Here is a 23,143-nt window from a genome sequence, read left to right on the forward strand (position 1 = left end):
TCTTCTGGAGTTTACTGATGGTCTCATCGACTCAATCCGCTACTGTTTCGGCCGCCACGTACCAGTCCCCACCACCGGATGCACAGCAACCCCCTTCACCTCAGTCGGCCCCACAAGCACCTGACTGGTTGGAACTCATAAAAAGTACCCCGCGGTATATAGCCGACGCAGAATTGGCGGGAACCTATGCCGCCGCGCTAACCCGCGCAGCCCAAGACTTGCCCTTACCGGTGACCGGAAGTGAGGCCGTTTACCCTGTGCCTGTCGACTCTACGTTCGGGCAATGGCGAAACCACCTCGACAGCCTAGTGGCGGGTGACGATTTCAAGCAGTGGGCCCACGCCAATCGCGTTGACCTATCCCGCCCCCTTCGCATTTTCCCCCCGAGCGACACCACGCCCGGTTGGATACAGGCCTACGCCAAGCCCTCGGCATCCGGTGAAGCCGGTGCGCGCGCCAGCATCCTCGCGCTGGGGGCACAGTTCAGCGACGGCCAATCGTTGCCTGCCTCGTGGCCATTGATCATGCAGACGTCCAAAACGTTAGCGGCGGGCAACATCTGCGTCTCTGTCCCTTCGCCCGGTCGGTCCGACCCCGTTACGCATGCCACGCGCCCCGCTGACCTCAAAGACATTGCGGCCTTCTATGGCGAGCAGGTGCCCCATAGCCGTGAAGCGCTCACAGAACGCGCGAATGACGTCAAACACGCTAACACCTTTCCCCTGCCTGGTGCGGTGCTCTCACCCGCACAATTTGAACTGCGCTCAGAGACCGCGCTGGAACAGCAGCAGAGGGAATGGGGCGATGTTCGTAACAACACGCGCCTGTGCCAACTGTTGTCCACGGCAATCACGCCACCCCCGCCTCTGCCAACGCGACCGACAGCCCTCCCTCTTTCATTGATTCGCCACACACCTCAGAACAGGCTGCGCAACACGAAAAAACCTTGATTGCGCAAATGCTCGACAGTGACGCGTTCAAGTTAAACGTGGACCCCACTTCCTGGTACGTTCAGGATGAGCAGTTGGCACCGGAGGCCAGCGTCAGCCTCAGACGATTCATCACCGACAAGGGGTGGATCGTTCCGCAGACCAAAGACGACATCAACAACTTGATCAAGTCCATTCAACGCGGGCCCTTGCCTTCCATCCCCCATGGCAATCTCACCGGCGCCTTGAGCTGGGCGGCGGCACTGACGCTGGATGAAAAAAAGCAGCTCTACAGCCACATACGCTTTAACAACCTCAAGCTACCGGACTTGGGTGCTTCGCACGCCGTGAACAATGAAGGAGGGGCTTTTACCTACCTGACGAAAAATCGCCATTGGACAGACGCCGAGCTGAACGCCCCACGAGAAATCGTAGATGACCTCCTTCGCTCGCCAAAAGCCCGGACGCTGGAAGCTGCCCTACAGCGGAAAATGGGCGTCGCTGGCGATACCGACGGCTCTGACATGACCCTCGCGGCGATCCTGTTGGGGCTGGATGCACCCACGGCCCATGATGTGGCGAAGAGAAATGAATGTGCCGGTTTCGACCTCGCGGCCCCATGTTTCTATGGGCAGCCGCTGAGTCACATCAAGCAAGCGTTGATCCCCCATTTGGCCGAGAGTGGCCGTTGCACGACCAGGATGGCCCCCGTGGCGGCGTTTATGCTGCTATCAAGTGCCGCGCCGGAACTGCTGGTCAAGGACATCCCCGCTGACGTGACTTACGGTTCACCGGCGTGGGCCACCCTGAAAGCCACAGTGGCCTACATAGAAGCAAAGAGCCCTGGCAGCAGTTCCCTCATGAGCTTTGCTGAAGTCGTAAAATTCGCGGCAATCGATCCGGTTGCTACAGAAGACCAAGCGCTATTGAATGCGGCCAAATTAGACATGGTCATCGATTGGGCGTTAGTGCATGGCGTCCTCTCGCCATCACCTACAGGGCGCTATTCAGACGAGCAGTTGGACACAGCGCAGAAAGCGTTCTCCGAGGTCATGAGCGAGCTGCAAACAACCCCCGGGGACATCACCGCGAAGGTTCCACTGCTCAAAGACCAGGCACTGGAAGAACTGGGGAAGCGCTATAAGAATGTGCCCTTTGAACTGGCCGTGCTCACAACGCCCCAGGCGCGGGCGAATAACGTCCTCAACAACGATATATTACATACCAACACGGGCCCTTATTCCCTATTGGACCTTTATCTCTCAGGCCGAGCGCCAGCCCCGCAGGAGGACAACACATGGTATTCATTGAGAGAACAGGCGCTTCCAGGAACAACCACCGGATTACTTCACCACCTCCCGGATATCAAGTCCGTACACCGCCTTGCTGTGGCCAATTATCAGCAACGCAGGGAAAGCGGGCTGGTCACCCTCAGCAAACATCTCATTGCGCAACAACCGATCAGCGATAGAAAGCAGCTGGAATATGGAAAACTCGAGATTTTCATTGAAGGCACCGTCATCAAACATCGAGTCATCACCAAGTCCGGCGCCGTCAATCTCGACCAATCAACGCCGAGTCAAGATCCGAGCAAGCGCGCGTTGATCATCAAGTCAACGCATGAGAACAAAGTAAAATTCTATGAATTTTGCCCGCAACACAACTATCTGAAAGCCCGCGATGACCTGGGCAGCGCATTCGTTCCAGGCCCTCAAGGGCCATGGATCAAGGCGCCCACACCTCATCTGGCAGGAGAAAAATTCTCCAATACAGCCATCACGCCATTTAGCGTCTCGCAGACCGACAGCCATAAGTTACAAGCCATCACGCCGCCGGCAGACGCCAGTGTCCCGGCATCGTATAACAGTGCACGCAGTCAGTTTCTGGGGGAGTTGCTCTCCAAGCACACCCTCGGTGATGTCGAGCTTGAACAACTGGTGAATGCCAGCGGCCACACAACGCGATTTGACGAAGAAGATGAAGAGTTCGAAAGGAACAGAGAGGTGCTGTTCGCCTCGATGGTTGTCGTGAACCCCATCAGAAACGTGCTCAACGGCGATTGGCTTGCGGTGGCGTCCGACATCGTATTCGATGGTGTCATGTACTTGACCACCGCGGGTCTGGGCAAGGTTGCTGGCGCAGCGGCCAAGCCGGTGAATAGCGCGTTGAAACAAAGCGGTAAACCTTTCGGACGACGGCTGTTTACACAAACACCGGCTCAGCCTTCCGGTGGGCTCAACGCTAATTTCCATAAGTTCTCGCCAGGAAAAACCGGGCAATATGACTTTTCCGACCTCGCCCGAAAACCTGACATCGCGCAAGGCACTTACAAAAGAGGCCTTACCGAATTCTCCACACCAGCAAGGTTCGATAGAACAACCCGCAAATGGTATGCGGTAGATCCAAAGACCAACAAAACGTATGGAAAGCCCTTGGAGGACTTCAAGCCACAGGTGTCTGCAGCGCCTGGCACAAGCACACCTGCCATGACACCTCAGCAGCGCGCACTGGACATAGGATTGAGCCGCGACAATGTCATTCAAATGGGCGGGCCGATGAGGGATCTGAAACTGATTGGCAATGAAGTTCATACCTTCACCGATACCTATAAAGGCACGAACCGCCTCAATGTCGTCGCACACGGTATCAAACGAAATTGGGTTGAGCGGATCACAGGTGACGGTACGAAGATAATCATGGACAACACGCTTTATGATGCGCCTGGGTTAGCGAAGCTGCTGAGAGCAAAGGGTGTGGACCTTACTTCTGCCGATAACGTACGCCTTCTGGTGTGCTACTCCGCTGAAGGCAGAAGCAAAGCATTTGGGCGCCTCTTTCAACAAGAAATAAACAAACCGGTCAAGGCGTTTGAAGGGACCGTCTCATTGACGCATGGCTCGACATCCGTAACCGCCATACGAAACGGAGTACGAAATGAGGTGTTGCGAAACTATCCCAATGGGACGTCGGCAGTTATTGAGCAAGCCACCGATCTATTGACGGAAGGTTTATTTAATGGAAAAGCCATTCCGCACATCCAAAAAAACCATGGTCAAACCATCAGGATCAATATCGCTCCGCCCGGCCTGCCTCCTATACATGACGACCTGAGAATCACTTATAGGCCGCGCCAATTCACTCGATAACCCTATGACTCAACGTACGCCCACGTCATTCGGAATGAGGCGCCGCCCCATTCCGAGTCCAACACCTGCACCTGGCCGCCATGCCACTGCGACACCCGCTGCACCAGCGCCAGGCCCAGGCCGAAGCCGCCGGTACGGCGATCGCGACTCGCGTCCAGGCGCATGAAGGGTTGGAAAATCTTCGCCCGGCCGTCCTCCGGGACGCCGGGCCCGTCGTCACACACCCGCACTTCGTAGCCGCTGCCGAACTTGACCAGCGAGACTTCCACCCGACGCTCGGCGTAGCGGATGGCGTTGCGCAACAGGTTGATCACCGCACGTGCCATAAAGCGTGGCTCGATCTGGATAAAGTCCACCTCGCACGTGCGCAACGACAATTGAATACCTGCCGCCTCGGCCTCCAGGGCCACACTGCCGATCACGCTGTCGAGCCAGCTGAGGGCCTCGATGCTTTCGCGTGTGACCTGGGTGGCGCCACGTTCCAGGCTGGCATAGGTAAGCAGTTCGGAGACCATTTCTTCCAGTTCGCCCAGGTCTGCATACATGTCAGCAATCAATTCGCCACGCTGGCGCGGGTCGGCCTGCTGCTTGAGTTGGTCGAGTTCGAACGAGAGGCGTGCAATGGGCGTGCGCAGTTCGTGGGACACGGCGTTGGTGAGTTCGCGCTGGTTGGCGATCAGGCTTTCGATACGCTCGGCCATCTGGTTGAAGTGCCCCGCCAGCTCACGCACGGTGGAACGGCGCGGCAGCAGGATGCGCGAGCTGAGCTCGTTGTCACCGAAACGTTGCGCCGCCAGACGGATATGCTCCAGATCGCGCCAGTGCGGCCGAACCCAGAAATACAGCACGATCGCCAGGCTCAGCCCCAACAGGCTGTAGGCCCACAAGTACAGCCATTTAGGCTCGTCGGGCAGCTTGATATTGAGCAATTGCGGGCCGCCGTCGAGATTGGCGATGAACTCCATGAAATCGCCACGCACCACCAACTGCCCAGCCGCCAGCAACTGTTGCTCACGCGGGTTCAGCGCCAGGTCATCGCGCTGGACCAGTTTCAGGTGCAGACCGTAATGGGGTTGCAACTCGCCCAGACGCGCTTGGCGGGCATCACCGAGCAAGGGTCGCAACTGCTCGACCAAAGCATAGGCCGGGCCGCGCATGGCCTCGCGGTTATAGGTTTCGTTGGCCTCGGGAAGAAGCTCGTCGAACGTGTAGTTGACCAGCCAGATAGCGCCCGCCAGGCCTAGCGCAAGGATGATGTACAGGCGGATATAGAGCCGCAGCATCTAGGCCTCCCACGCAAACGGGTTGAACAGGTAGCCCTTGCCCCAGATGGTCTTGATGCACACTGGTTCGCGCGGGTTGTCGTTGAGTTTGCTGCGCAGTTTGCTGATGTAGACATCGACACTGCGGTTGAGCCCGTCGAACGCAATGCCGCGCATGCGGTTGAGGATGTCATCGCGGGACAGGATCGTCCCCGAGTTACTGGCCAGCAGCCACAGCAATTCAAACTCCATGGTGGTGAGGTCGATCTTGTCATCGCCAAGGCTGACCACGCGGCAACTGCGATCGATGGCCAGCCGCCCGAAGGCCAGCGCCCCGCGCACCGTCGGCTCCGGCGCCTGACGTCGTTGCAGGGCACGCAGGCGCGCCAGCAACACAGGGGGCTTGATCGGCTTGATCACATAATCGTCGGCACCGGACTCCAGGCCAAGGATATGGTCCAGGTCGTCTTCCTTGGCCGTGAGGATCACGATCGGCGTGTCGGACACCGCGCGAATTGCGCGACACACATGCAGGCCACTCTGGCCCGGCAACATCAGGTCAAGTACGACGATCTTCGGCTTGAACGCGAGAAACGCCGCCAAGGCCTCATCGCCCCGATGCTCCACGCGTACCTCAAAGCCATGCTGCGCGAGAAAGTGCGCGATCAGCCCTGCCAGTTTTTCGTCGTCCTCAACGAGCAAGACCTTGCCCAGCCCCAGGTTTTCCATAAGTTCTCAGTCTGCAGACACGGATTGAAGAGCGGGCATTATAGGTGGCAAGCTGGACAACTGAAGCCGCTGGCCAGGATTGGCCACGAAGGTTCATGTTTTTAAGAGTTTTTAACAAATAACCTGCAATCTTTAACGCCAACCACAGGGAGTTGTATGCGCAAGGATTACCTGGCGTTCTTTGTTTCGCTGTTCTTGTCGCGGCTGGCCGACCAGATTCTGCTGTTTATCGTGCCCTTGATCGTGTTCCAGACTACCCAGAGCGTGGCTTGGGCTGGACTTGCATTCTTTGTCGAGTCGCTGCCGCGTTATCTCGCGTTCCCGGTGTGTGGCGCATTGTGCGACAAGTTCGCGCCGGTGCGCATCCTGCATATCAGCCAGGTTTGCCGGGCGCTGGCTTGCGGGGTGGCCGTGGTTTTGTACGGGGTCTTCGACGGTATCCTCTGGATCGTGCTGCTCTCGGCGCTCTGCGGCGTGTTGACCACCCAGGGCATCATGGCGCGGGAAGTGTTGATGCCTCATGTCTTTCCCCACTACAGCTATGCCAAGACGCTTTCCTATTCGCAGATTGCTGACCAGAGCGGGCTGGTGCTCGGGCCTTTGGTGGCCGCGCTGATGCTGGAAGTGTGGGCCTGGCACTGGGTCGTACTCGGGGTGGCCGGGCTGTTTTTATTGGCCGACCTGGCAATGCGGGCGTGGCAACGCTCCAACACGACACAGCTGGAAACGTTCGAGCAGCATCGGGATATCTGGCTGCAGCCACTGAAGATTGCCTTCGGGCATATCCGCAGCCTGCCGGAACTGAAGCGGATCATTACGCTGGCCGTGGGCGTCAACTTGATCATTGGTGTCACGCTGGCCACATCTGCGGCGATGGTGACCGGCCAATTTGCGCAAGACAAGGACACCTATGCCCTGCTGCAGGCAGCCGGCGCCTTGGTGACCATCGGGATTCTGTTTTACCTGGCGCGGGCCGGGCTCCCGCTGAGGGTGCTGGGCGGGTTGTCGTATTCGATGATTGCGGTAGGTGCAGTGATCATGGCGATCAGCCCCGGCATCTGGCTATACGCCGTGGGCTTCCTGCTGGTCACCGGTTTCGACAAGATGTTCAACGTCTACCTGCGCAGCACCCGTCAGCGGGTGATTCCCGTGCAGGACTTCGGCAAGACCGTGGGCGTGATCACCTTGCTCAACAACCTGCCGCAACCTTTGGCAGGCTTGGCGATAGCAGTGTTGGCAGCACCGCTGGGTACACAGCCGGTGATCCTGCTGCTCGCCGGAATCACCGCGCTGATCGGCGCGGCCGTGGCCTCAGGCTGGCACGCCACTGTGAAAGCGGAACTCGATGTCGGGTGACTCGATCAGTTCCTGCTCGGCCGCCCTCACCCGCTCGATCACCTGGGCGACGTCCTTGGCGTCGCCGTATTGGTAGGCCAGCTTGAGGTAACCCTGGAAGTGCCGCGCCTCGCTTTTCAGCAGGCCGAAGTAAAACTTGCCGAGTTCTTCGTCCAAATGCGGCACCAAGGCTTCGAAACGCTCACAACTGCGCGCTTCGATAAAAGCGCCCACCACCAGGGTGTCCACCAGCTTGACAGGTTCATGGGTGCGCACCACTTTGCGCAAACCCGAGGCATACCGGCCAGCATTCAACTGGCGCAACTCGACTTTGCGCTTTTTCATCAGGCGCATGACTTGTTCGTGGTGCACCAGCTCTTCACGGGCCAGGCGCGACATCATGTTGATCAGGTCCACATGGCTGTAGTACTTGGCGATCAGGCTCAGGGCGGTGCTGGCGGCTTTGAATTCGCAGTTCTTGTGGTCGATCAGCAGGGTGTCCTGATCGGCCAGCGCGGCCTGGACCCAGGCGTCAGGGGTGCGGCAACCGAGGAATTCGTGGATATCTGGCAGGTTCATCGGGCTCACGGGCAAAAGGATCACAAAAGGCCGGCGATTATACCGACCCCGCCGCAGACCACCAGCCACCGGCCTTGATGTGCATCAACATGACGTCTGCCGTGCAGCAACTATAGTTGTTCCAGGCCCACCCTTTTTGGAGATCCCGACCATGCAAGCCATCCGCAGCATCCTGGTGGTCATCGAGCCCGAGCATTCGGAAAGCCTGGCCCTCAAGCGTGCCAAGCTGATCGCCGGGGTCACCGGCGCGCACCTGCATTTGCTGGTCTGCGACAAGAAGCACGAGCACTCGGCGCTGCTGGCCCTGCTCAAGTCGGGTTTGCACGAAGACGGCTATAGCGTCAGCACCGAGCAGGCCTGGAATGCCAGCCTGCATGAAACCATTATCGACGTGCAGCAGGCGGAGGGTTGCGGGCTGGTAATCAAGCAACACTTCCCCGACAGTCCATTGAAAAAGGCGCTGCTGACGCCTGCCGACTGGAAGTTGCTGCGCTATTGCCCGACAGCGGTGCTGCTGGTCAAGACCGCCAAGCCATGGACCGGCGGGGTGATTTTGGCGGCCATCGATGTCGGCAATACCGATGGCGAGCACCGCTCTCTGCACAACGCGATCATTGACCATGGTTTTGATATCGCCAGCTTGGCCAAGGCGCAATTGCATGTGATCAGCGCCCATCCGTCGCCGATGTTGTCGGCGGCGGACCCGACGTTTCAGCTCAAGGAAACCATCGAGGCGCGTTATCGCGAGCAATGCAAGGCGTTCCAGGCAGAGTTTGATGTGGACGACTCACACTTGCACATTGAGGAAGGCCCGGCGGATGTGCTGATCCCGTTCGCTGCCCATAAGTGGCAGGCAGCCGTGACAATCATCGGCACGGTGGCGCGCACCGGGATTACCGGGGCGCTGATCGGCAATACGGCGGAGGTGATACTGGATGCCGTGGAAAGCGATGTGCTGGTGCTCAAGCCCGACACGCTGATGGATCAGCTGGGAGAACTGGCTACCAAGGCCTGACGGGGTCTTCCGAACAACTGCGATCAACTTTGTGGGAGCGGGCTTGCTCGCGAATGCGGTGTGTCAGTGAATGAATAATTGACTGATCCACCGCATTCGCGAACAAGCCCGCTCCCACATTGGGTTGCGCGTTATCCGTTGGAAAATACATCTTTGAGAAAGTTTGGCGCGATATAGCGCTGGTAGTGCGCCTCTGACAGGATAAAAAACTCCCGATCAATGGCATCACGCAGGTCCGGCAAGGGCCAGTCGCGAAATTCCGGCAACAGCACCATGCCGTAAGCCTCCAAGTTGGAAATCACCCGCGCACCACGGGCGATCAACTGGTATGCCCAGCAATACTCGGACTGGTGCGGCACGAAGCGAATCTTGCGCTGCTCCAGCTGGCCGCGCAGGGTCTTGGGGTCGAACACCTCCAGCTTGCCGGCCATCACCTGCACCAACAGCTGCTCCAAGCGTAGCCAGACCGCGCGTTTTTCCTCTTCGTTATAGCCATTCCACTGGATCACTTCGTGGTGGAAGCGCTTGCAGCCACGGCACACGAGATCGCCGTAGACCGTGGAGCACAGGCCGACGCAGGGGGTCTTGATGGTTTGGTTGGACATGGGCAACGACACGCAAATCAGCGAAACAATGCGCCATGTTAGCCCTTTGTCTAAGCGTGATCACCCTTCAAACTTGGTGAGGCAACTTACCTTTAGAAATTTTTTGCCGTAGAATCATCCGGCCTTGTAAGGCGCCAATAATCCGCTGGAAGCTGTTTTCAAAGCGTCACGAGCACAGTCGTTCCTTCAGAACGGTGTTGGCGATGGTCCATGACTCGGTAGGTCAGAGCCCTCGCCAACCCTCATCAGCTCCGTTCTGCAGGCGTAAAACTTTGAAAGCAGCTTCTGTGAGGAATGCCGGCAGCGCTGGCTTTGCGGCCCAAAAAGCCCCTGAGCGCATGCGTGCCGTTCATTTCTGGATGAGCGTCCCGTGGGACCACTGATGAGGGTAATAACTGTGCTTGAAGCCTACCGCAAACATATCGAAGAGCGTGCAGCCCTGGGTATTGTTCCCCAGCCGCTTAACGCCGAACAAACCGCAGGCCTGGTCGAGCTGCTGAAAAATCCTCCGGCTGGCGAAGAAGAATTCCTCGTTGACCTGATCACCAACCGCATTCCACCAGGCGTTGACGAAGCTGCCTACGTCAAGGCCGGTTTCCTGTCTGCCCTGGCCAAGGGCGAAGCCACTTCCCCCTGATCGACAAGAAACGCGCCGTTGAACTGCTTGGCACCATGCAAGGCGGCTACAACATCGTGACCCTGGTTGAGCTGCTGGACGACGCCGCACTGGCTCCGGTCGCCGCCGCCCAACTCAAGCACACCCTGCTGATGTTCGATGCGTTCCACGACGTGGCTGAAAAAGCCAGGAACGGCAACGAACACGCCAAAGCCGTGATCCAGTCCTGGGCCGACGGCGAGTGGTTCCGCAACCGCCCTACCCTGGCCGACAAAATCAGCCTGCGCGTCTTCAAGGTCACCGGCGAAACCAACACCGACGACCTGTCCCCGGCTCCTGATGCCTGGTCCCGTCCTGACATCCCGCTGCACGCCCTGGCCATGCTGAAAATGGCCCGTGAAGGCATCGTGCCGGACGAGCAAGGCAAGACCGGCCCGATGAAGCAGATCGAAGAGATGCGCGGCCAAGGCTTCCCGATCGCCTACGTCGGTGACGTGGTCGGTACCGGTTCCTCGCGTAAATCCGCGACCAACTCCGTACTGTGGTTCTTCGGCGACGACGTGCCTTACGTGCCGAACAAGCGCGCCGGCGGCTTCTGCTTCGGCAGCAAGATCGCTCCAATCTTCTACAACACCATGGAAGATGCTGGCGCACTGCCAATCGAGTTCGACGTTACCAACATGAACATGGGCGACGTGATCGACCTGTACCCGCATGCTGGCAAAGTCTGCAAGCACGGTACCGATGAAGTCATCACCACCTTCGAAATGAAGACCCCGGTGCTGTTGGACGAAGTCCGCGCCGGCGGCCGTATCCCGCTGATCATCGGTCGCGGCCTGACCGACAAGGCCCGTGCCGAGCTGGGCCTGGGCCCAACCGATCTGTTCAAGCTGCCGGAAGCGCCTGTCGACACCGGCAAAGGCTTCACCCTGGCACAGAAAATGGTCGGCAAGGCCTGCGGTCTGCCAGAAGGCAAAGGCGTTCGTCCTGGCACCTACTGCGAACCGAAGATGACCACCGTGGGTTCCCAGGACACCACCGGTCCGATGACCCGTGACGAACTGAAAGACCTGGCGTGCCTGGGCTTCTCGACCGATCTGGTGATGCAGTCGTTCTGCCACACCGCGGCCTATCCAAAGCCGATCGACGTGACCACCCACCACACCCTGCCTGACTTCATCATGACCCGTGGCGGTGTATCCCTGCGTCCAGGCGACGGCATCATCCACAGCTGGCTGAACCGCATGCTGCTGCCGGATACCGTCGGCACCGGTGGTGACTCCCACACCCGTTTCCCGATGGGCATCTCGTTCCCGGCCGGTTCCGGTCTGGTCGCGTTCGCCGCAGCCACTGGCGTCATGCCACTGGACATGCCGGAATCGATCCTGGTGCGTTTCAAAGGCAAAATGAAACCTGGCATCACCCTGCGTGACCTGGTTCATGCCATTCCTTACTACGCGATCCAGTCGGGTCTGCTGACCGTAGAGAAGAAAGGCAAGAAGAATGCCTTCTCCGGCCGCATCCTGGAAATCGAAGGCCTGAACGACCTGACGCTGGAGCAGGCTTTCGAGCTGTCCGACGCCTCGGCTGAACGTTCGGCTGCCGGTTGCACCATCAAGCTGTCGAAAGAGTCGATCACCGAGTACCTGAACTCCAACATCACCCTGCTGCGCTGGATGATCGGTGAAGGCTACGGTGACCCACGTACCCTGGAACGTCGCGCCCAAGCGATGGAAGCCTGGGTCAAGAACCCTGAGCTGATGGAAGCCGATGCCGACGCGGAATACGCTGAAATCATCGAAATCGACTTGGCCGAGATCAACGAGCCGATCCTCTGCGCACCGAACGATCCGGACGATGCCCGTCTGCTGTCGAGCGTTGCCGGCGAGAAGATCGACGAAGTGTTCATCGGTTCGTGCATGACCAACATCGGTCACTTCCGCGCGGCCGGTAAGCTGCTGGAGCAAGTCAAGGGCCAGCTGCCTACCCGTCTGTGGCTGTCGCCTCCGACCAAGATGGACGCTCACCAACTGACCGAAGAAGGCTACTACGGCATCTACGGCAAGGCTGGCGCGCGCATGGAAATGCCGGGCTGCTCGCTGTGCATGGGTAACCAGGCACGTGTAGAACCGAACTCGACCGTTGTGTCGACGTCGACCCGTAACTTCCCGAACCGTCTGGGTGACGGCGCTAACGTCTACCTGGCTTCGGCCGAGCTGGCGGCAGTAGCTTCTACCCTGGGTCGCCTGCCGACCGTCGAAGAGTACATGGGCTACGCAGCGAAACTGGACACCATGGCCAGTGACGTCTACCGCTACCTGAACTTCGATCAGATCGCTGAGTTCCGCAAGATCGCAGCAAGCGCCAACATCCCGGTGATTCAAGCCTAAGGGTGTGTTGACATAAAAAACGCCGCGTATCGCAAGGTACGCGGCGTTTTTTTATGCCTGCAAAACAGCATCGGCAACACCCTAAACCAACTGTGGGAGCGGGCTTGCTCGCGAATGCGGTGTATCAGTCCCGGATGATGTGACTGATACATCGCATTCGCGAGCAAGCCCGCTCCCACATTTTTAACCCTGCGCAGTCGGATAGACCGCATCAGGCTCAAGCAAAAAGCGAATAAACCACTGCAGTGATCGCCACCAGACCAACCGCCGTGACAAACACATTGGACGCCTGCCCACGGTACTTGGCCATGGCCGGCACCTTGCGGATGGCATACATCGGCATCAGGAACAGGATCGAAGCAATGATCGGACCGCCCAGCGCCTCAATCATGCCGAGAATGCTTGGGTTCAATGTCGCCACAATCCAGCACACCACCAGCATGAAGGCGGCGGTCATGCGATCCAGGCGCTTCGCACCCGGACGACGACCCGTCTTCAACACCAGGCCCTTGAGGCCTTCACTGGCACCGATGTAATGCCCCAGGAACGACTTGGTAATCGCCACAAACGCGATCAAGGGGGCTGCGAACTCGATGGTCGGGTTATTGAAGTGGTTGGCCAGGTACGACAGGATCGACAGGTTCTGTGCCTTCGCCTCGGCCAGTTGCGCCGGCGACAGGGTCAGCACGCAGCTGAACACGAAGAACAGCACCATCACCACCATCAACAGATGCGCGCGGGACAGGATCTGCGAGCTGCGCTCATCGGCATGGATACCGTACTGGCGCTTCTGGTCCACCGCGAAGGCCGAGATGATCGGCGAGTGGTTGAACGAGAACACCATCACCGGGATCGCCAGCCACAAGGTGTTAAGCAGCGCGGACGGCGTCGGGACCTGACTGGCGGTGCTGAGGATGCCGCCATTCCAGTGCGGGATCAGGTAAACCGCCAGGAACAGCAAGGCGACGATAAACGGGTACACCATCAAGCTCATGGCCTTGACGATCACTTGCTCGCCGCAACGCACCACGGCCAGCAGGCCGAGGATCAGCACGAACGACAGGATCGCCCGTGGCGGCGGCATGATGTGCAGTTGATGCTCCATGAAGCTGGCGACCGTGTTGGTCAACGCGACGCTGTAGATCAGCAGGATTGGGAAGATCGCGAAGAAGTACAGCAACGTAATCAGCGCGCCGGCCTTGATGCCGAAATGTTCTTCGACAACGTCAGTGATGTCCGAGCCTTCACGGCCAGACAGCACGAAACGGGTCAGACCACGGTGGGCGAAGAAGGTCATCGGGAACGCCAGCAGCGCAAGGATTACCAGGGGCCAGAAGCCGCCCAGGCCGGCGTTGATCGGCAGGAACAAGGTACCGGCGCCAATAGCGGTGCCGAACAGGCCAAGCATCCAGGTGGTGTCCTGGCGGCTCCAGCTCGTGAGGGTTGCAGGTGTCGTTGCATAGCGTTCGTCGACGCTATTGGCCTGATCATTCATCCGGTCGGATCTCCGCATTTACATAGCCGGGACGAGTCAGAAAAACCTGACAGGCAGCGCCCCGACCATAGAAGGGCCGTGATTGTCCGGGATTCTCTTGAATAAGCAAAGACTTAGCTGAGGAACGGTGTACCGGTGCAGGCGCTCTAGGGCCGCCATAAGCGAAGGTTGCGGGCATGCCAACACCATTTGGCGCGAGCGGAAAGTGCTCTTCACGGCTGCACCCAAGTCGTCGCGTTTAAACTGAACTTGGCCTATTTAGAGAATCGGCCTACAACCCAATCAGACGCAAATAGCTATCCAACTAAAATAATAAGCAAAGTGCGGCGTTAATTGTTACACAACCCTACATAGTCATTGAGCAACCACCCACGTTGAAACTAATATCACCCGCAGCAGACCCCACAAAAAAACAACGTCGCTTATTGAAAACAACAGGAATTCGACAATGCGAAGATTTAAATGTGTGCTCATCAGTCTGTTACTCTCATGCATGTTCAGCGCGCACGCCAATAGTGCAGAACAGCTGGAACCTGAAGCGGACATTCAAGCGCTGGCCTCTTCTGCGCAATGGTTGACCACCAAAGTCTATGTTGAGGGGGAACCGGACAAAGACGTCAAGGCCAACTACCCCGGCGTCGTTGGCATATCAATGTGGGATCCACTGCGCAATCGCTATGAATTCTTCTACACCGACACCGGCCGTTCAAAGCATGCCGATGGCGGCGGCGGGTATTTCATGGTCACGGGAGACCGCAAGACCCATATCCTGTTCCCTGATCTCGGCCCGAACAGAACAATCGTCAGGCGCCTGGAGAAACTTGATAACCGTGAATTCACTTACTCTCGCGAAGTACCGCGCAACATGATCCCCACGCAACCGCCCGTACGTATCTATGTCGTGCACGCCCCCTATAAAGGTCCAATCAAGACCGCCATGTCGAATTAATCAAACATCGCCAATACAAACAACAATGAGCAAGGTGCCCAACCATGAATAAACGTAACCCTCTCCATTTATTGTTATTACCTGCACTACTGGCCGCCGCGCTATTGCCAGTTTCAGCGACTGCACAAACCGCTGTTGCGCTGAATGAAAAGACTACGCCCATCACTGCCGATAACGCCGTCATGTTGACCGTATTTCTTAAACATGATCAATCCCGCCCCTTGGGCGAGTTAAAAACGCAACTGGCCAGGCAAGCGTTCCACGCGGTATTTCCACCGCCCGGGGTGGAAGTACTGAGTTGGAACATCACCATTGGCATTGGACAGGTCGTCGTGCTCCGTCTCCCGGCCTCGCGCCTGGCAGAGGTCAACCTGGCAATCGAAAACAGCGCGTGGGGGGTGTACACCACGGAATTTTTTCCTACCTACAATTTCATGCCTATTGCACAGGCAGAGCAAGACAAGGCGCGACGCAGCGCCCAACAGTGATCGCCTGACAGCGGTTGCGCCCCAATGCGCAAAAGGGGCGCAACGGAGCGGCCTCTCGGGAATAATACATGCCCGCATAAATCTATTTAAGAATGGCACCCATTCCTGTAGTTTTCATACAGCACCCGCCCTTCTTCCTGTGAGCCCTGCCATGCCTCGCGTTTCACGCAAACAAGCCGAACTCAACCGCGAAATCATCGTCGAGGCCGCCACGCACCTGTTTCGCGAACGCGGCTTGCACGGTATCAGCCTGTCGGACGTCATGGCTGCAGCCGGCCTGACCCACGGCGGTTTCTACGGGCACTTCGCCTCCAAGGAAGCCCTCGCCACCGAAGCTTGCCAGCAGGCATTCGAGCAAGCGAACTTGGGCTGGCAGGCAAAAATCGATCGCAGCGTAGATCAGCAGGCGGCCCGTGAGGCCGTGATGGGGCCTTATTTGACCGCCACCCATCGCGATAACCCCGGAGACGGCTGCCCAGTGTCGGCATTCGCCCCGGACATGTGCCATGAGCCCGCCGACACGGCCTTGCAACATACGTTTATCGAAGGCGTCGAAAAGTCGCTGGATATATTCGCGCAGTTGCACGATGAAGACCGCCAGGCCCTGCTCGCAAAGTACGCAATGATGATCGGAGCAGTGACACTGGCACGTGCGACACGTGGCAATGACCTGTCGGATGAATTCCTGATTGCTGCACGAAAGGCCCTGTTACCCGTTGACAGCCCTTCACCCGTCCCAGCATGATCGGCCCATGAACCTTATCCAGCTCGCCCTCACCCGTACCACCACCACGACCGCTTCCGGCGGGTCGCGCGGTGGCTGTGAGTGCTTGAGCTAGACACTTCACAGATTCAACCCAAGGCCCCGCCAGCAATGGACGGGGCCTTTTTATTGCTCCGCCCATGTGGCAATCACAAGGAGCAACACCATGGCTGACGCCCTGCTGATCATCGACATGCAAACCGGTTTATACGACGGTCCGGAAAAACCCTTCGAGCGCGAACGCGTACTCGCCACCCTCAACCAATTGATAGCACGCGCGCGCGATGCCGGCGCCCCGATCTTCGTGGCTCGCCACACCGGCCCGGCCGGCTCACCGATTGAAGCCGGCAGCCCGCTCTGGCAGCTGTGGCATGAACTGGAGGTAGACGAATCCCGCGATCACCTGTTCAACAAGACCCGCCCCAGTTGCTTCCTGGGCACGGACCTGGAACAGCAATTGAGAGCTGCGCGGGTCAACGAGCTGGTGATTGCAGGCATGAAAACCCAGTTCTGCATCGACACCACCTGCCGGGTCGCCGTGGAACTGGGGTTTTCGGTGGTACTGCCAGAAGACGGTCATACCTGCATGGACACGCCGGCGCTGAAGGCCGAGGCGATTATCGAACACCACAATGCCACCCTGGCCGGCGCGTTTGTGACGCGTGCAAGCGCCGTCGAGATCAGCTTCTGAGCGCTCAAATACGGCATACTCAGCCCCTCAAACCCTTCAGGAAGAGCCTTCCGATGACCGCCACTGTTCTGGTCCTGGTTGAAACCATCAATGAATACCTGCCCATCATCGAGGGCAATGACTTTCATGTGATTCTGGCACCGACACCCGCCGAACGCGCCGAAGCCATCAAGGCCCACGGCAGCCAGATCAAGGCCGTGCTGACCCGTGGCCCGCTGGGCTTGTACGCCGAGGAAATCGCCGCCCTGCCCCAGCTGGAAATCATCTGCGTGATCGGTGCCGGCTACGAACACGTAGACCTGCAAGCCGCCAGCAATCGCTGGATCGTCGTGACCAATGGCGCAGGGGTGAATGCGCCATCGGTGGCCGATCACGCCATGGCATTACTGCTCTCGCTGGTGCGCGGCATCCCGCAGACCGACGTCGCCGTACGCCGCGGTGAATGGCCCAAGGTGATGCGCCCGTCCCTGGGCGGCAAGCAACTGGGCATCCTCGGCCTGGGTGCGGTGGGCCTGGAAATCGCCAAGCGTGCGTCCCAGGGCTTCGGCATGGAGGTGAGTTATCACAACCGCCAGCCACGCGACGACGTCGACTACACCTACTGCGCCACGGCGGTGGAACTGGCGCGCACCTCGGATTTCCTGATCCTGGCCACGCCCGGTGGCGCCAGCACGCGCCACCTGATCGATCGCCACGCCTTGGATGCGCTTGGCCCGAACGGCTACCTGGTCAACATCGGCCGTGGCAGCGTAGTGGTGACCGCCGACCTGGTCGCCGCCCTTGAACAACGCCGCATCGGTGGCGCAGCACTGGATGTGTTCGACGACGAACCCCAAGTGCCCGATGCTCTCAAGAAGCTCAGCAATACCGTGCTCACTTCGCATGTGGCCGGCTTGTCGCCAGAGGCCGCCCACGACACTGTGCAGCGCGTGGCCGACAACCTGGTGGAATACTTCGCCGGCCGCCCGGTGCTCACGCCGGTCGCCCTGCCCCCGCCCACTAAATGACCGATCAGGCACGCTGATCATCGTCCAACACGCTAACCTATTAAGCCGCCCCGACCTTGTCGCTGGGCGGTGGTGCGCATTAGATTAGGAAATAGTCCGAGGCCTTTAGAATAAGCAGAAGGGATAAGCATGGCGCTGAACGACCAATCGACCCAGATTCGCCCAGGCGAAGAACTTGATGCCAGCCTGATCGATCCCTACCTCAAGGCCTATATCCCGGGCCTGAGCGGCACGCCCACGATCAGCCAGTTTCCGGGCGGTGCGTCGAACCTGACCTACCTGCTGGAATACCCCGGTCAGGAATTCGTGCTGCGACGCCCACCCTTTGGCCACAAAGCCAAGTCCGCCCATGACATGGGCCGTGAATACCGCATTCTCAACCAGCTCAAAGACGGCTTCCCGTATTGCCCCAAAGCCTACGTGCATTGCACCGACGAGTCGGTGATCGGCGCCGAGTTCTACGTGATGGAGCGCGTCAACGGCATCATCCTGCGCTCCGACCTCCCAGCCGAACTGGGCCTGGACGCAACCAAGACCGAGGCACTCTGCAAGAGTTTTATCGACAAGTTCGTCGAGCTGCACCAGGTCGACTACAGCGCCTGTGGGCTGGGCGACCTGGGTAAACCCGAAGGCTATGTGGCGCGCCAGATCCGTGGCTGGAGCGACCGCTACGAAAAAGCCCTGACCCCCGACGCGCCAAGCTGGGAAACCGTACGCACCTGGCTCAATGACAAGATGCCGGCCGACCACCCGACCTCAAGCATCGTGCACAACGACTACCGCTTCGATAACGTGATTCTTGACCCGCACAACCCGATGCAGATCATCGGCGTGCTGGACTGGGAGCTGACCACCCTCGGCGACCCGCTCATGGACCTGGGCAACACCCTCGCCTACTGGATCGAAGCGGCCGACCCAGCGCCGGTGCAACTTATGCGTCGCCAGCCGAGCAACGCGCCCGGCATGCTCACCCGCCGTCAATTCGTCGACTATTACGCCGAGCGCGCGGGCATCCAGATCGACAACTTCGATTTCTATTACACCTACGGCCTGTTCCGCCTGGCCGGCATCGTGCAGCAGATCTACTACCGCTTCTTCCATGGCCAGACCCAGGACAAACGCTTTGCGCAGTTCATTCACATGAACAAGCTGCTGGAGCAGATGAGCCTGAACGTCATCAGCAAATCGTCCCTTTAAGGAACCGCTATGTCCAAGACCCACCTGTTCGACCTCGACGGCAAAATCGCTTTTGTTTCCGGTGCCAGCCGTGGCATCGGCGAGGCCATCGCCAAGTTGCTGGCCCAGCAAGGCGCCCACGTGATCGTGTCCAGTCGCAAGCTGGAAGGCTGCCAGCACGTGGCTGATGCGATCATCGCCGACGGTGGCAAGGCCACTGCGGTGGCCTGCCATATCGGTGAAATGGAGCAGATTACCCAGGTATTTGCCGGCATCCGCGAGCAGTTCGGCCGCCTGGATATCCTGGTCAACAACGCAGCGACCAACCCGCAGTTCTGCAACGTGCTGGACACCGACCTCGGTGCATTCCAGAAGACCGTTGACGTGAATATCCGTGGCTACTTTTTCATGTCCGTGGAAGCCGGCAAGCTGATGCGCGAGAACGGTGGCGGCAGCATCATCAACGTCGCGTCGATCAACGGAATCTCCCCGGGCGTGTTCCAGGGCATCTACTCGGTGACCAAGGCTGCCGTGATCAACATGACGAAGGTGTTCGCCAAGGAATGCGCGGCATTCGGCATTCGCTGCAACGCGCTGCTGCCGGGCCTGACTGACACCAAGTTCGCCTCGGCGCTGGTGAAGAACGATGCGATCCTGAAAATGGCCCTGGCGCAGATCCCGCTCAAGCGCGTGGCCGACCCGAGCGAGATGGCCGGCGCGGTGCTGTTCCTGGCCAGCGATGCATCGAGCTACACCACCGGCGTGTCACTGAATGTGGACGGTGGCTTCCTGTCCTGATCAAGCATTTGGCGGCGGCTGCCGAAAACTCACTGCCAGGCGGTTCCAGCCACTGATGCTGGACACCGCCATGGTCAGGTCCACCAGTTCCTGCTCGCTGAACTCCAACCGCACGGCGGCGAACAGTTCATCCGATACCGTCGAGGTCGGCAACGTCGCGACTGTTTCACTCCAAGCCAACGCGGCCTTTTCCCGTGCCGTGAAGAACGGCGAATCACGCCATACGCACACCGCGAACAAGCGCCGCTCGGTCTCGCCGCGCTGACGTGCCGCCATCGAGTGCATATCTGTACAGAAACCACAGTGGTTAAGCTGCGAGACCCGGATCTTGATCAGCTCCAGCAAGTGCTTTTCGATGGACAAGCCGAAGGTCGTCGCCTCCAGCATAAGCATGCCTTTGAGCGCTTGCGGCGAGGCGGTGTAGTAATCCAGGCGGGGTTCCATGGCGATGGTTCTCTGTCAGTGGGTGCAATCACAGTCCAGCCTAGAGCCCACACGACATAAGCCCTATAGCCAATCAGCCGGTTTATGCAGAGACCATTTTGCACCTGCGGCATGCGCGCGTACTCTTGGCCCGAGTGAATGCACGGGGTAAGACATGGAATTGCACGTTGTCATTAACGGCCGCAAGGATCTGGCCGAACAGTTGTATCAACAGTTGCGTGAAGCCATCGGCTCCGGGCGCCTGGCCGCCGGTGCGCAGTTGCCGCCCAGCCGCTTGCTCGCCCAACAGCTGGGGGTGTCGCGCAAGACCGTGTCGGACACCTACGCCACCCTGACCTACGAAGGATTACTGATCGGCAAGACCGGCCGTGGCACCTTCGTCAATGCCCGAGCGCCACAGACTGAACGCCAGCAAGGCGCCACCGACCTGGCCTGCGCCGCCAACCTCGCGAAGTGGCAGTCACTGCCCTCCCCGATGCGTCACCCCACCCGTGACAGCACGCTGCGTTACGAATTTATCGGCGGTGCCACCAGCCGCAACCAGTTCCCCCAGGATGAGTGGCGTCGCTGTACCCAGGACGCCTTACGGCGCATCGCCCAGAACAGCGGTTTCTACAGCCAGCCCGAAGGCTTGCCGGCGCTGCGCAGCGCCATCGCCGGACACATCGCGTTCTCCCGCGGGGTCAACTGCCGTGACAGCGACATCGTGGTCACGAACGGTGCACAGCAGGCGCTGGACCTGATCGCCCGCGTGGTGCTGGAACCGGGCAGCCTCGTTGCCATGGAAGACCCCGGCTACAGCCCCGCACGCCAGATGTTCATGGCGATGGGCGCCAGCGTCGTCAGCGTGCCGGTGGATGAACAGGGCATTCGCGTCGACCGAATTCCCGACGGCACACGACTGATCTACGTGACGCCCTCCCACCAATTTCCCCTCGGCATGCCGATGAGCCCAGCGCGCCGTGAAGCCTTGCTGGCGCGAGCGTTCGAGCTGGGTGCGATCATTATCGAAGACGACTACGACAGCGAATTTCGCTACGAGGGGCGGCCCACCGACTCCCTGCAAAGCCTGGACACCCGTGGCGTGGTGGCCTACGTCGGCACCTTCTCGAAAACCTTGCTGCCGGAGTTGCGCCTGGGTTACGCGGTGCTGCCGCCGGCCATTTACGGCGCGGTCCTCAAGGCCAAGCAATTGACCGATCAGCACAGCTCGACGCTGCCGCAATGGGCCTTGGCCAAATTCATCAGTGAAGGCTACTTGCTCAAGCATATCCGCCGCTGCCACACGGTTTACGCCGGGCGCCGTGAACGCATCCTGCAACGCCTGGCGGGCGACTTGTCGCCCTGGTTCGAAGCGGTGCCTACCGTGGCCGGGTTCCACATGGCGGCGTTGTGCAAGGTGCCGGTGAACATCCCGTTGCTGATGGAACTGGCACGCCGGGTAGAAGTGGGCGTGTACCCCCTGGACGTGTTCTTCCACGATGCGCCCATACGTCCTGGCCTGATCATCGGTTTCGGCGCCATCGAGACCCTGGACATCGACCCGGCGCTGGATAAGGTACGCGATATCCTGCTGCAGATTGGCTAGTGGATTTTCCTCCGGATTGGTCATTGGTCCCCCAGGCACGGCGGCGTAGGGTGAAGAGGTCTCGAATGACTCGGAAACCTCACCATGAAACGATTGCTCGCTGCCTCGCTGATGCTCGCCTCGCTCGGCGCCTTTGCCCACGAACCGGTTTACAACCAGGAGTTGATCAAGGTGCTTCAAACCCATGCCTTGACCAATGTGCCCGGCAAGAAAACCATTATGCTCACCGTCGATTACGCCCCAGGCCAGGCCACCATGCCCCACAGCCACACCGGCACTGCCGTGGCTTATGTGCTGGAAGGCGCGATCACTTCGCGGGTGAATGATGAGAAAGCGAGAACCTACCAGGTCGGCGAATCGTTCTACGAACCTGCGGGTTCGCGACACTTTGAGTCGAGCAATGCCAGCCAGACAAAACCGGCCAGATTGCTGGTGGTGATGGTGCTGGATGACAACGCTGAAGTGCTGACGCCGCTCCAGCAGTAAGCCTCAAGGTCGCTGGAACTGCCGGCGCAGGTCTTCGATCCGTGGCCGGCACACACAGCCTTCCAAGTGATCATTGACCATGCCCATCGCCTGCATCAACGCATACATCGTGGTCGGGCCCACATACGTCCAACCGCGCTTCTTCAAGGCCTTCGACAAACGCACCGAAGCCGGTGAAGTGGGGTTGCCCGTCCAATAAGCCATGTCCACCACGGTCGGGCGCTCATCTTCACCGGGCTCAAACGCCCACAACCAGCGCGCCAGGGAACCGGTCTCATCCACCAGCTCACAGGCCCTGCGTGCGTTGTTGATGGTGGAAACGATTTTGGCCCGATTGCGCACAATGCCCGGGTCCTGCATAAGCCGCGCAATATCCGCCTCTCCATAGTGCGCCACACGGCGAAAATCAAAACCCTCGAACGCCACGCGGAACTGCTCACGCTTACGCAGGATGGTGATCCACGCCATGCCAGCCTGAAAGCCCTCCAGGCAGATCTTCTCGTACAGCTGAATATCATCCGCCACCGGCACGCCCCACTCCTGGTCGTGATAACGCGGGTATTCCGGCGCGGCCATGCGCCAGGTGCAGTGGGTCTGCCCGGTGTCGTCAGTGGTCAGTCCTGGTGTGTCCATCCATCACCTCACGTGCCGA

At 59.3% G+C, this 23,143-nt stretch carries 19 protein-coding genes and 1 pseudogene; 13 read left to right on the top strand and 7 right to left on the bottom strand.

The window, feature by feature from the left end; all coding sequences use genetic code 11:
- Positions 1-958 precede the first annotated feature (958 nt).
- Complete coding sequence (locus AB4N92_RS27640; protein ID WP_460128820.1) at positions 959-4,075, top strand: hypothetical protein; 3,117 nt, start codon at positions 959-961, stop codon at positions 4,073-4,075.
- A gap of 2 nt (positions 4,076-4,077) precedes the next feature.
- Here AB4N92_RS27640 and AB4N92_RS27645 read toward each other — a convergent pair whose 3' ends face one another.
- Together AB4N92_RS27645 and AB4N92_RS27650 are read right to left on the bottom strand one after the other, a co-directional pair.
- Positions 4,078-5,358 carry an ATP-binding protein gene (locus tag AB4N92_RS27645; RefSeq protein WP_010210078.1) on the bottom strand — a complete coding sequence of 427 codons (1,281 nt, stop codon included), beginning with the start codon at positions 5,356-5,358 and terminating at the stop codon, positions 4,078-4,080.
- Positions 5,359-6,066 carry a winged helix-turn-helix domain-containing protein gene (locus AB4N92_RS27650; RefSeq protein ID WP_010210077.1) on the bottom strand — a complete coding sequence of 236 codons (708 nt, stop codon included), beginning with the start codon at positions 6,064-6,066 and terminating at the stop codon, positions 5,359-5,361. It lies immediately after the preceding gene.
- Between the two features lie 156 nt (positions 6,067-6,222).
- On the opposite strand from AB4N92_RS27650, the gene AB4N92_RS27655 reads away from it, so the two are divergent.
- On the top strand, positions 6,223-7,422 hold the full coding sequence (locus AB4N92_RS27655) for an MFS transporter (protein ID WP_069673404.1): 1,200 nt from the start codon (positions 6,223-6,225) through the stop codon (positions 7,420-7,422).
- On the opposite strand, the gene AB4N92_RS27660 is transcribed toward AB4N92_RS27655, so the two are convergent.
- Complete coding sequence (locus AB4N92_RS27660) at positions 7,378-7,980, bottom strand: MiaE family protein (protein WP_010210074.1); 603 nt, start codon at positions 7,978-7,980, stop codon at positions 7,378-7,380. The genes AB4N92_RS27655 and AB4N92_RS27660 overlap by 45 nt on opposite strands.
- Before the next feature lie 151 nt (positions 7,981-8,131).
- On the opposite strand from AB4N92_RS27660, the gene AB4N92_RS27665 reads away from it, so the two are divergent.
- A complete protein-coding gene (locus AB4N92_RS27665) occupies positions 8,132-8,995 on the top strand; it encodes a universal stress protein (RefSeq protein WP_010210073.1) in 864 nt (287 codons plus the stop codon).
- 131 nt (positions 8,996-9,126) lie between these two features.
- Here AB4N92_RS27665 and AB4N92_RS27670 read toward each other — a convergent pair whose 3' ends face one another.
- Positions 9,127-9,600, bottom strand: a complete 474-nt coding sequence (locus tag AB4N92_RS27670) for a DUF1289 domain-containing protein (RefSeq protein WP_010210072.1) — start codon at positions 9,598-9,600, stop codon at positions 9,127-9,129.
- Positions 9,601-9,997: 397 nt separating this feature from the next.
- Here AB4N92_RS27670 and acnB point away from each other — a divergent pair.
- Positions 9,998-12,606 (top strand): annotated as a pseudogene (gene acnB, locus AB4N92_RS27675) (bifunctional aconitate hydratase 2/2-methylisocitrate dehydratase).
- A gap of 217 nt (positions 12,607-12,823) precedes the next feature.
- Here the strand turns inward: acnB and AB4N92_RS27680 are convergent.
- The gene (locus tag AB4N92_RS27680; protein WP_069673403.1) at positions 12,824-14,101 is read right to left on the bottom strand and encodes an HAAAP family serine/threonine permease; all 1,278 of its coding nucleotides are present in this window, start codon (positions 14,099-14,101) and stop codon (positions 12,824-12,826) included.
- A 493-nt stretch (positions 14,102-14,594) separates the two neighbouring features.
- On the opposite strand from AB4N92_RS27680, the gene AB4N92_RS27685 reads away from it, so the two are divergent.
- The 7 genes from AB4N92_RS27685 to AB4N92_RS27715 all read left to right on the top strand — a co-directional run bounded on the left by AB4N92_RS27685 (position 14,595) and on the right by AB4N92_RS27715 (position 19,973).
- Complete coding sequence (locus tag AB4N92_RS27685; protein WP_021491551.1) at positions 14,595-15,050, top strand: DUF4822 domain-containing protein; 456 nt, start codon at positions 14,595-14,597, stop codon at positions 15,048-15,050.
- Between the two features lie 44 nt (positions 15,051-15,094).
- Positions 15,095-15,538, top strand: coding sequence for a hypothetical protein (locus AB4N92_RS27690; protein WP_460128827.1), 444 nt, complete (start codon positions 15,095-15,097; stop codon positions 15,536-15,538).
- Positions 15,539-15,689: 151 nt separating this feature from the next.
- Positions 15,690-16,283, top strand: coding sequence for a TetR/AcrR family transcriptional regulator (locus tag AB4N92_RS27695; RefSeq protein ID WP_010210063.1), 594 nt, complete (start codon positions 15,690-15,692; stop codon positions 16,281-16,283).
- A gap of 184 nt (positions 16,284-16,467) precedes the next feature.
- Positions 16,468-16,992 carry a cysteine hydrolase family protein gene (locus AB4N92_RS27700; protein WP_010210061.1) on the top strand — a complete coding sequence of 175 codons (525 nt, stop codon included), beginning with the start codon at positions 16,468-16,470 and terminating at the stop codon, positions 16,990-16,992.
- A gap of 53 nt (positions 16,993-17,045) precedes the next feature.
- Positions 17,046-17,999 (top strand): 2-hydroxyacid dehydrogenase, encoded by a 954-nt coding sequence (locus tag AB4N92_RS27705; RefSeq protein ID WP_236267087.1) that lies wholly within the window; start codon positions 17,046-17,048, stop codon positions 17,997-17,999.
- A gap of 129 nt (positions 18,000-18,128) precedes the next feature.
- Entirely contained in the window at positions 18,129-19,196 is a 1,068-nt protein-coding gene (locus AB4N92_RS27710) for a phosphotransferase family protein (RefSeq protein WP_021491554.1), read from the top strand.
- 9 nt (positions 19,197-19,205) lie between these two features.
- Complete coding sequence (locus tag AB4N92_RS27715) at positions 19,206-19,973, top strand: SDR family oxidoreductase (RefSeq protein ID WP_010210056.1); 768 nt, start codon at positions 19,206-19,208, stop codon at positions 19,971-19,973.
- Here the strand turns inward: AB4N92_RS27715 and AB4N92_RS27720 are convergent, their stop codons facing one another.
- Positions 19,974-20,417 carry a carboxymuconolactone decarboxylase family protein gene (locus AB4N92_RS27720; protein WP_010210054.1) on the bottom strand — a complete coding sequence of 148 codons (444 nt, stop codon included), beginning with the start codon at positions 20,415-20,417 and terminating at the stop codon, positions 19,974-19,976.
- Positions 20,418-20,571: 154 nt separating this feature from the next.
- Between AB4N92_RS27720 and pdxR the strand changes: the two genes are divergently transcribed.
- On the top strand, positions 20,572-22,005 hold the full coding sequence (gene pdxR / locus AB4N92_RS27725) for a MocR-like pyridoxine biosynthesis transcription factor PdxR (RefSeq protein WP_010210053.1): 1,434 nt from the start codon (positions 20,572-20,574) through the stop codon (positions 22,003-22,005).
- 84 nt (positions 22,006-22,089) lie between these two features.
- Positions 22,090-22,491: a cupin domain-containing protein gene (locus AB4N92_RS27730; protein ID WP_236267086.1), complete on the top strand. Its 402-nt coding sequence runs from the start codon at positions 22,090-22,092 to the stop codon at positions 22,489-22,491.
- Positions 22,492-22,494: 3 nt separating this feature from the next.
- Here AB4N92_RS27730 and AB4N92_RS27735 read toward each other — a convergent pair whose 3' ends face one another.
- A complete protein-coding gene (locus tag AB4N92_RS27735; protein WP_010210050.1) occupies positions 22,495-23,124 on the bottom strand; it encodes a DNA-3-methyladenine glycosylase I in 630 nt (209 codons plus the stop codon).
- Positions 23,125-23,143: the final 19 nt, after the last annotated feature.

It is taken from the genome of Pseudomonas sp. S3_A09 (assembly GCF_054668065.1).

Bases quoted from the DNA above. Each gene is read 5' to 3' on its own strand.
- AB4N92_RS27640 (WP_460128820.1), top strand. From the start codon at position 959: ATGCTCGACAGTGACGCGTTCAAGTTAAACGTGGACCCCACTTCCTGG.
- AB4N92_RS27645 (WP_010210078.1), bottom strand. From the start codon at position 5,358: ATGCTGCGGCTCTATATCCGCCTGTACATCATCCTTGCGCTAGGCCTG.
- AB4N92_RS27650 (WP_010210077.1), bottom strand. From the start codon at position 6,066: ATGGAAAACCTGGGGCTGGGCAAGGTCTTGCTCGTTGAGGACGACGAA.
- AB4N92_RS27655 (WP_069673404.1), top strand. From the start codon at position 6,223: ATGCGCAAGGATTACCTGGCGTTCTTTGTTTCGCTGTTCTTGTCGCGG.
- AB4N92_RS27660 (WP_010210074.1), bottom strand. From the start codon at position 7,980: ATGAACCTGCCAGATATCCACGAATTCCTCGGTTGCCGCACCCCTGAC.
- AB4N92_RS27665 (WP_010210073.1), top strand. From the start codon at position 8,132: ATGCAAGCCATCCGCAGCATCCTGGTGGTCATCGAGCCCGAGCATTCG.
- AB4N92_RS27670 (WP_010210072.1), bottom strand. From the start codon at position 9,600: ATGTCCAACCAAACCATCAAGACCCCCTGCGTCGGCCTGTGCTCCACG.
- AB4N92_RS27680 (WP_069673403.1), bottom strand. From the start codon at position 14,101: ATGAATGATCAGGCCAATAGCGTCGACGAACGCTATGCAACGACACCT.
- AB4N92_RS27685 (WP_021491551.1), top strand. From the start codon at position 14,595: ATGTTCAGCGCGCACGCCAATAGTGCAGAACAGCTGGAACCTGAAGCG.
- AB4N92_RS27690 (WP_460128827.1), top strand. From the start codon at position 15,095: ATGAATAAACGTAACCCTCTCCATTTATTGTTATTACCTGCACTACTG.
- AB4N92_RS27695 (WP_010210063.1), top strand. From the start codon at position 15,690: ATGCCTCGCGTTTCACGCAAACAAGCCGAACTCAACCGCGAAATCATC.
- AB4N92_RS27700 (WP_010210061.1), top strand. From the start codon at position 16,468: ATGGCTGACGCCCTGCTGATCATCGACATGCAAACCGGTTTATACGAC.
- AB4N92_RS27705 (WP_236267087.1), top strand. From the start codon at position 17,046: ATGACCGCCACTGTTCTGGTCCTGGTTGAAACCATCAATGAATACCTG.
- AB4N92_RS27710 (WP_021491554.1), top strand. From the start codon at position 18,129: ATGGCGCTGAACGACCAATCGACCCAGATTCGCCCAGGCGAAGAACTT.
- AB4N92_RS27715 (WP_010210056.1), top strand. From the start codon at position 19,206: ATGTCCAAGACCCACCTGTTCGACCTCGACGGCAAAATCGCTTTTGTT.
- AB4N92_RS27720 (WP_010210054.1), bottom strand. From the start codon at position 20,417: ATGGAACCCCGCCTGGATTACTACACCGCCTCGCCGCAAGCGCTCAAA.
- pdxR (WP_010210053.1), top strand. From the start codon at position 20,572: ATGGAATTGCACGTTGTCATTAACGGCCGCAAGGATCTGGCCGAACAG.
- AB4N92_RS27730 (WP_236267086.1), top strand. From the start codon at position 22,090: ATGAAACGATTGCTCGCTGCCTCGCTGATGCTCGCCTCGCTCGGCGCC.
- AB4N92_RS27735 (WP_010210050.1), bottom strand. From the start codon at position 23,124: ATGGACACACCAGGACTGACCACTGACGACACCGGGCAGACCCACTGC.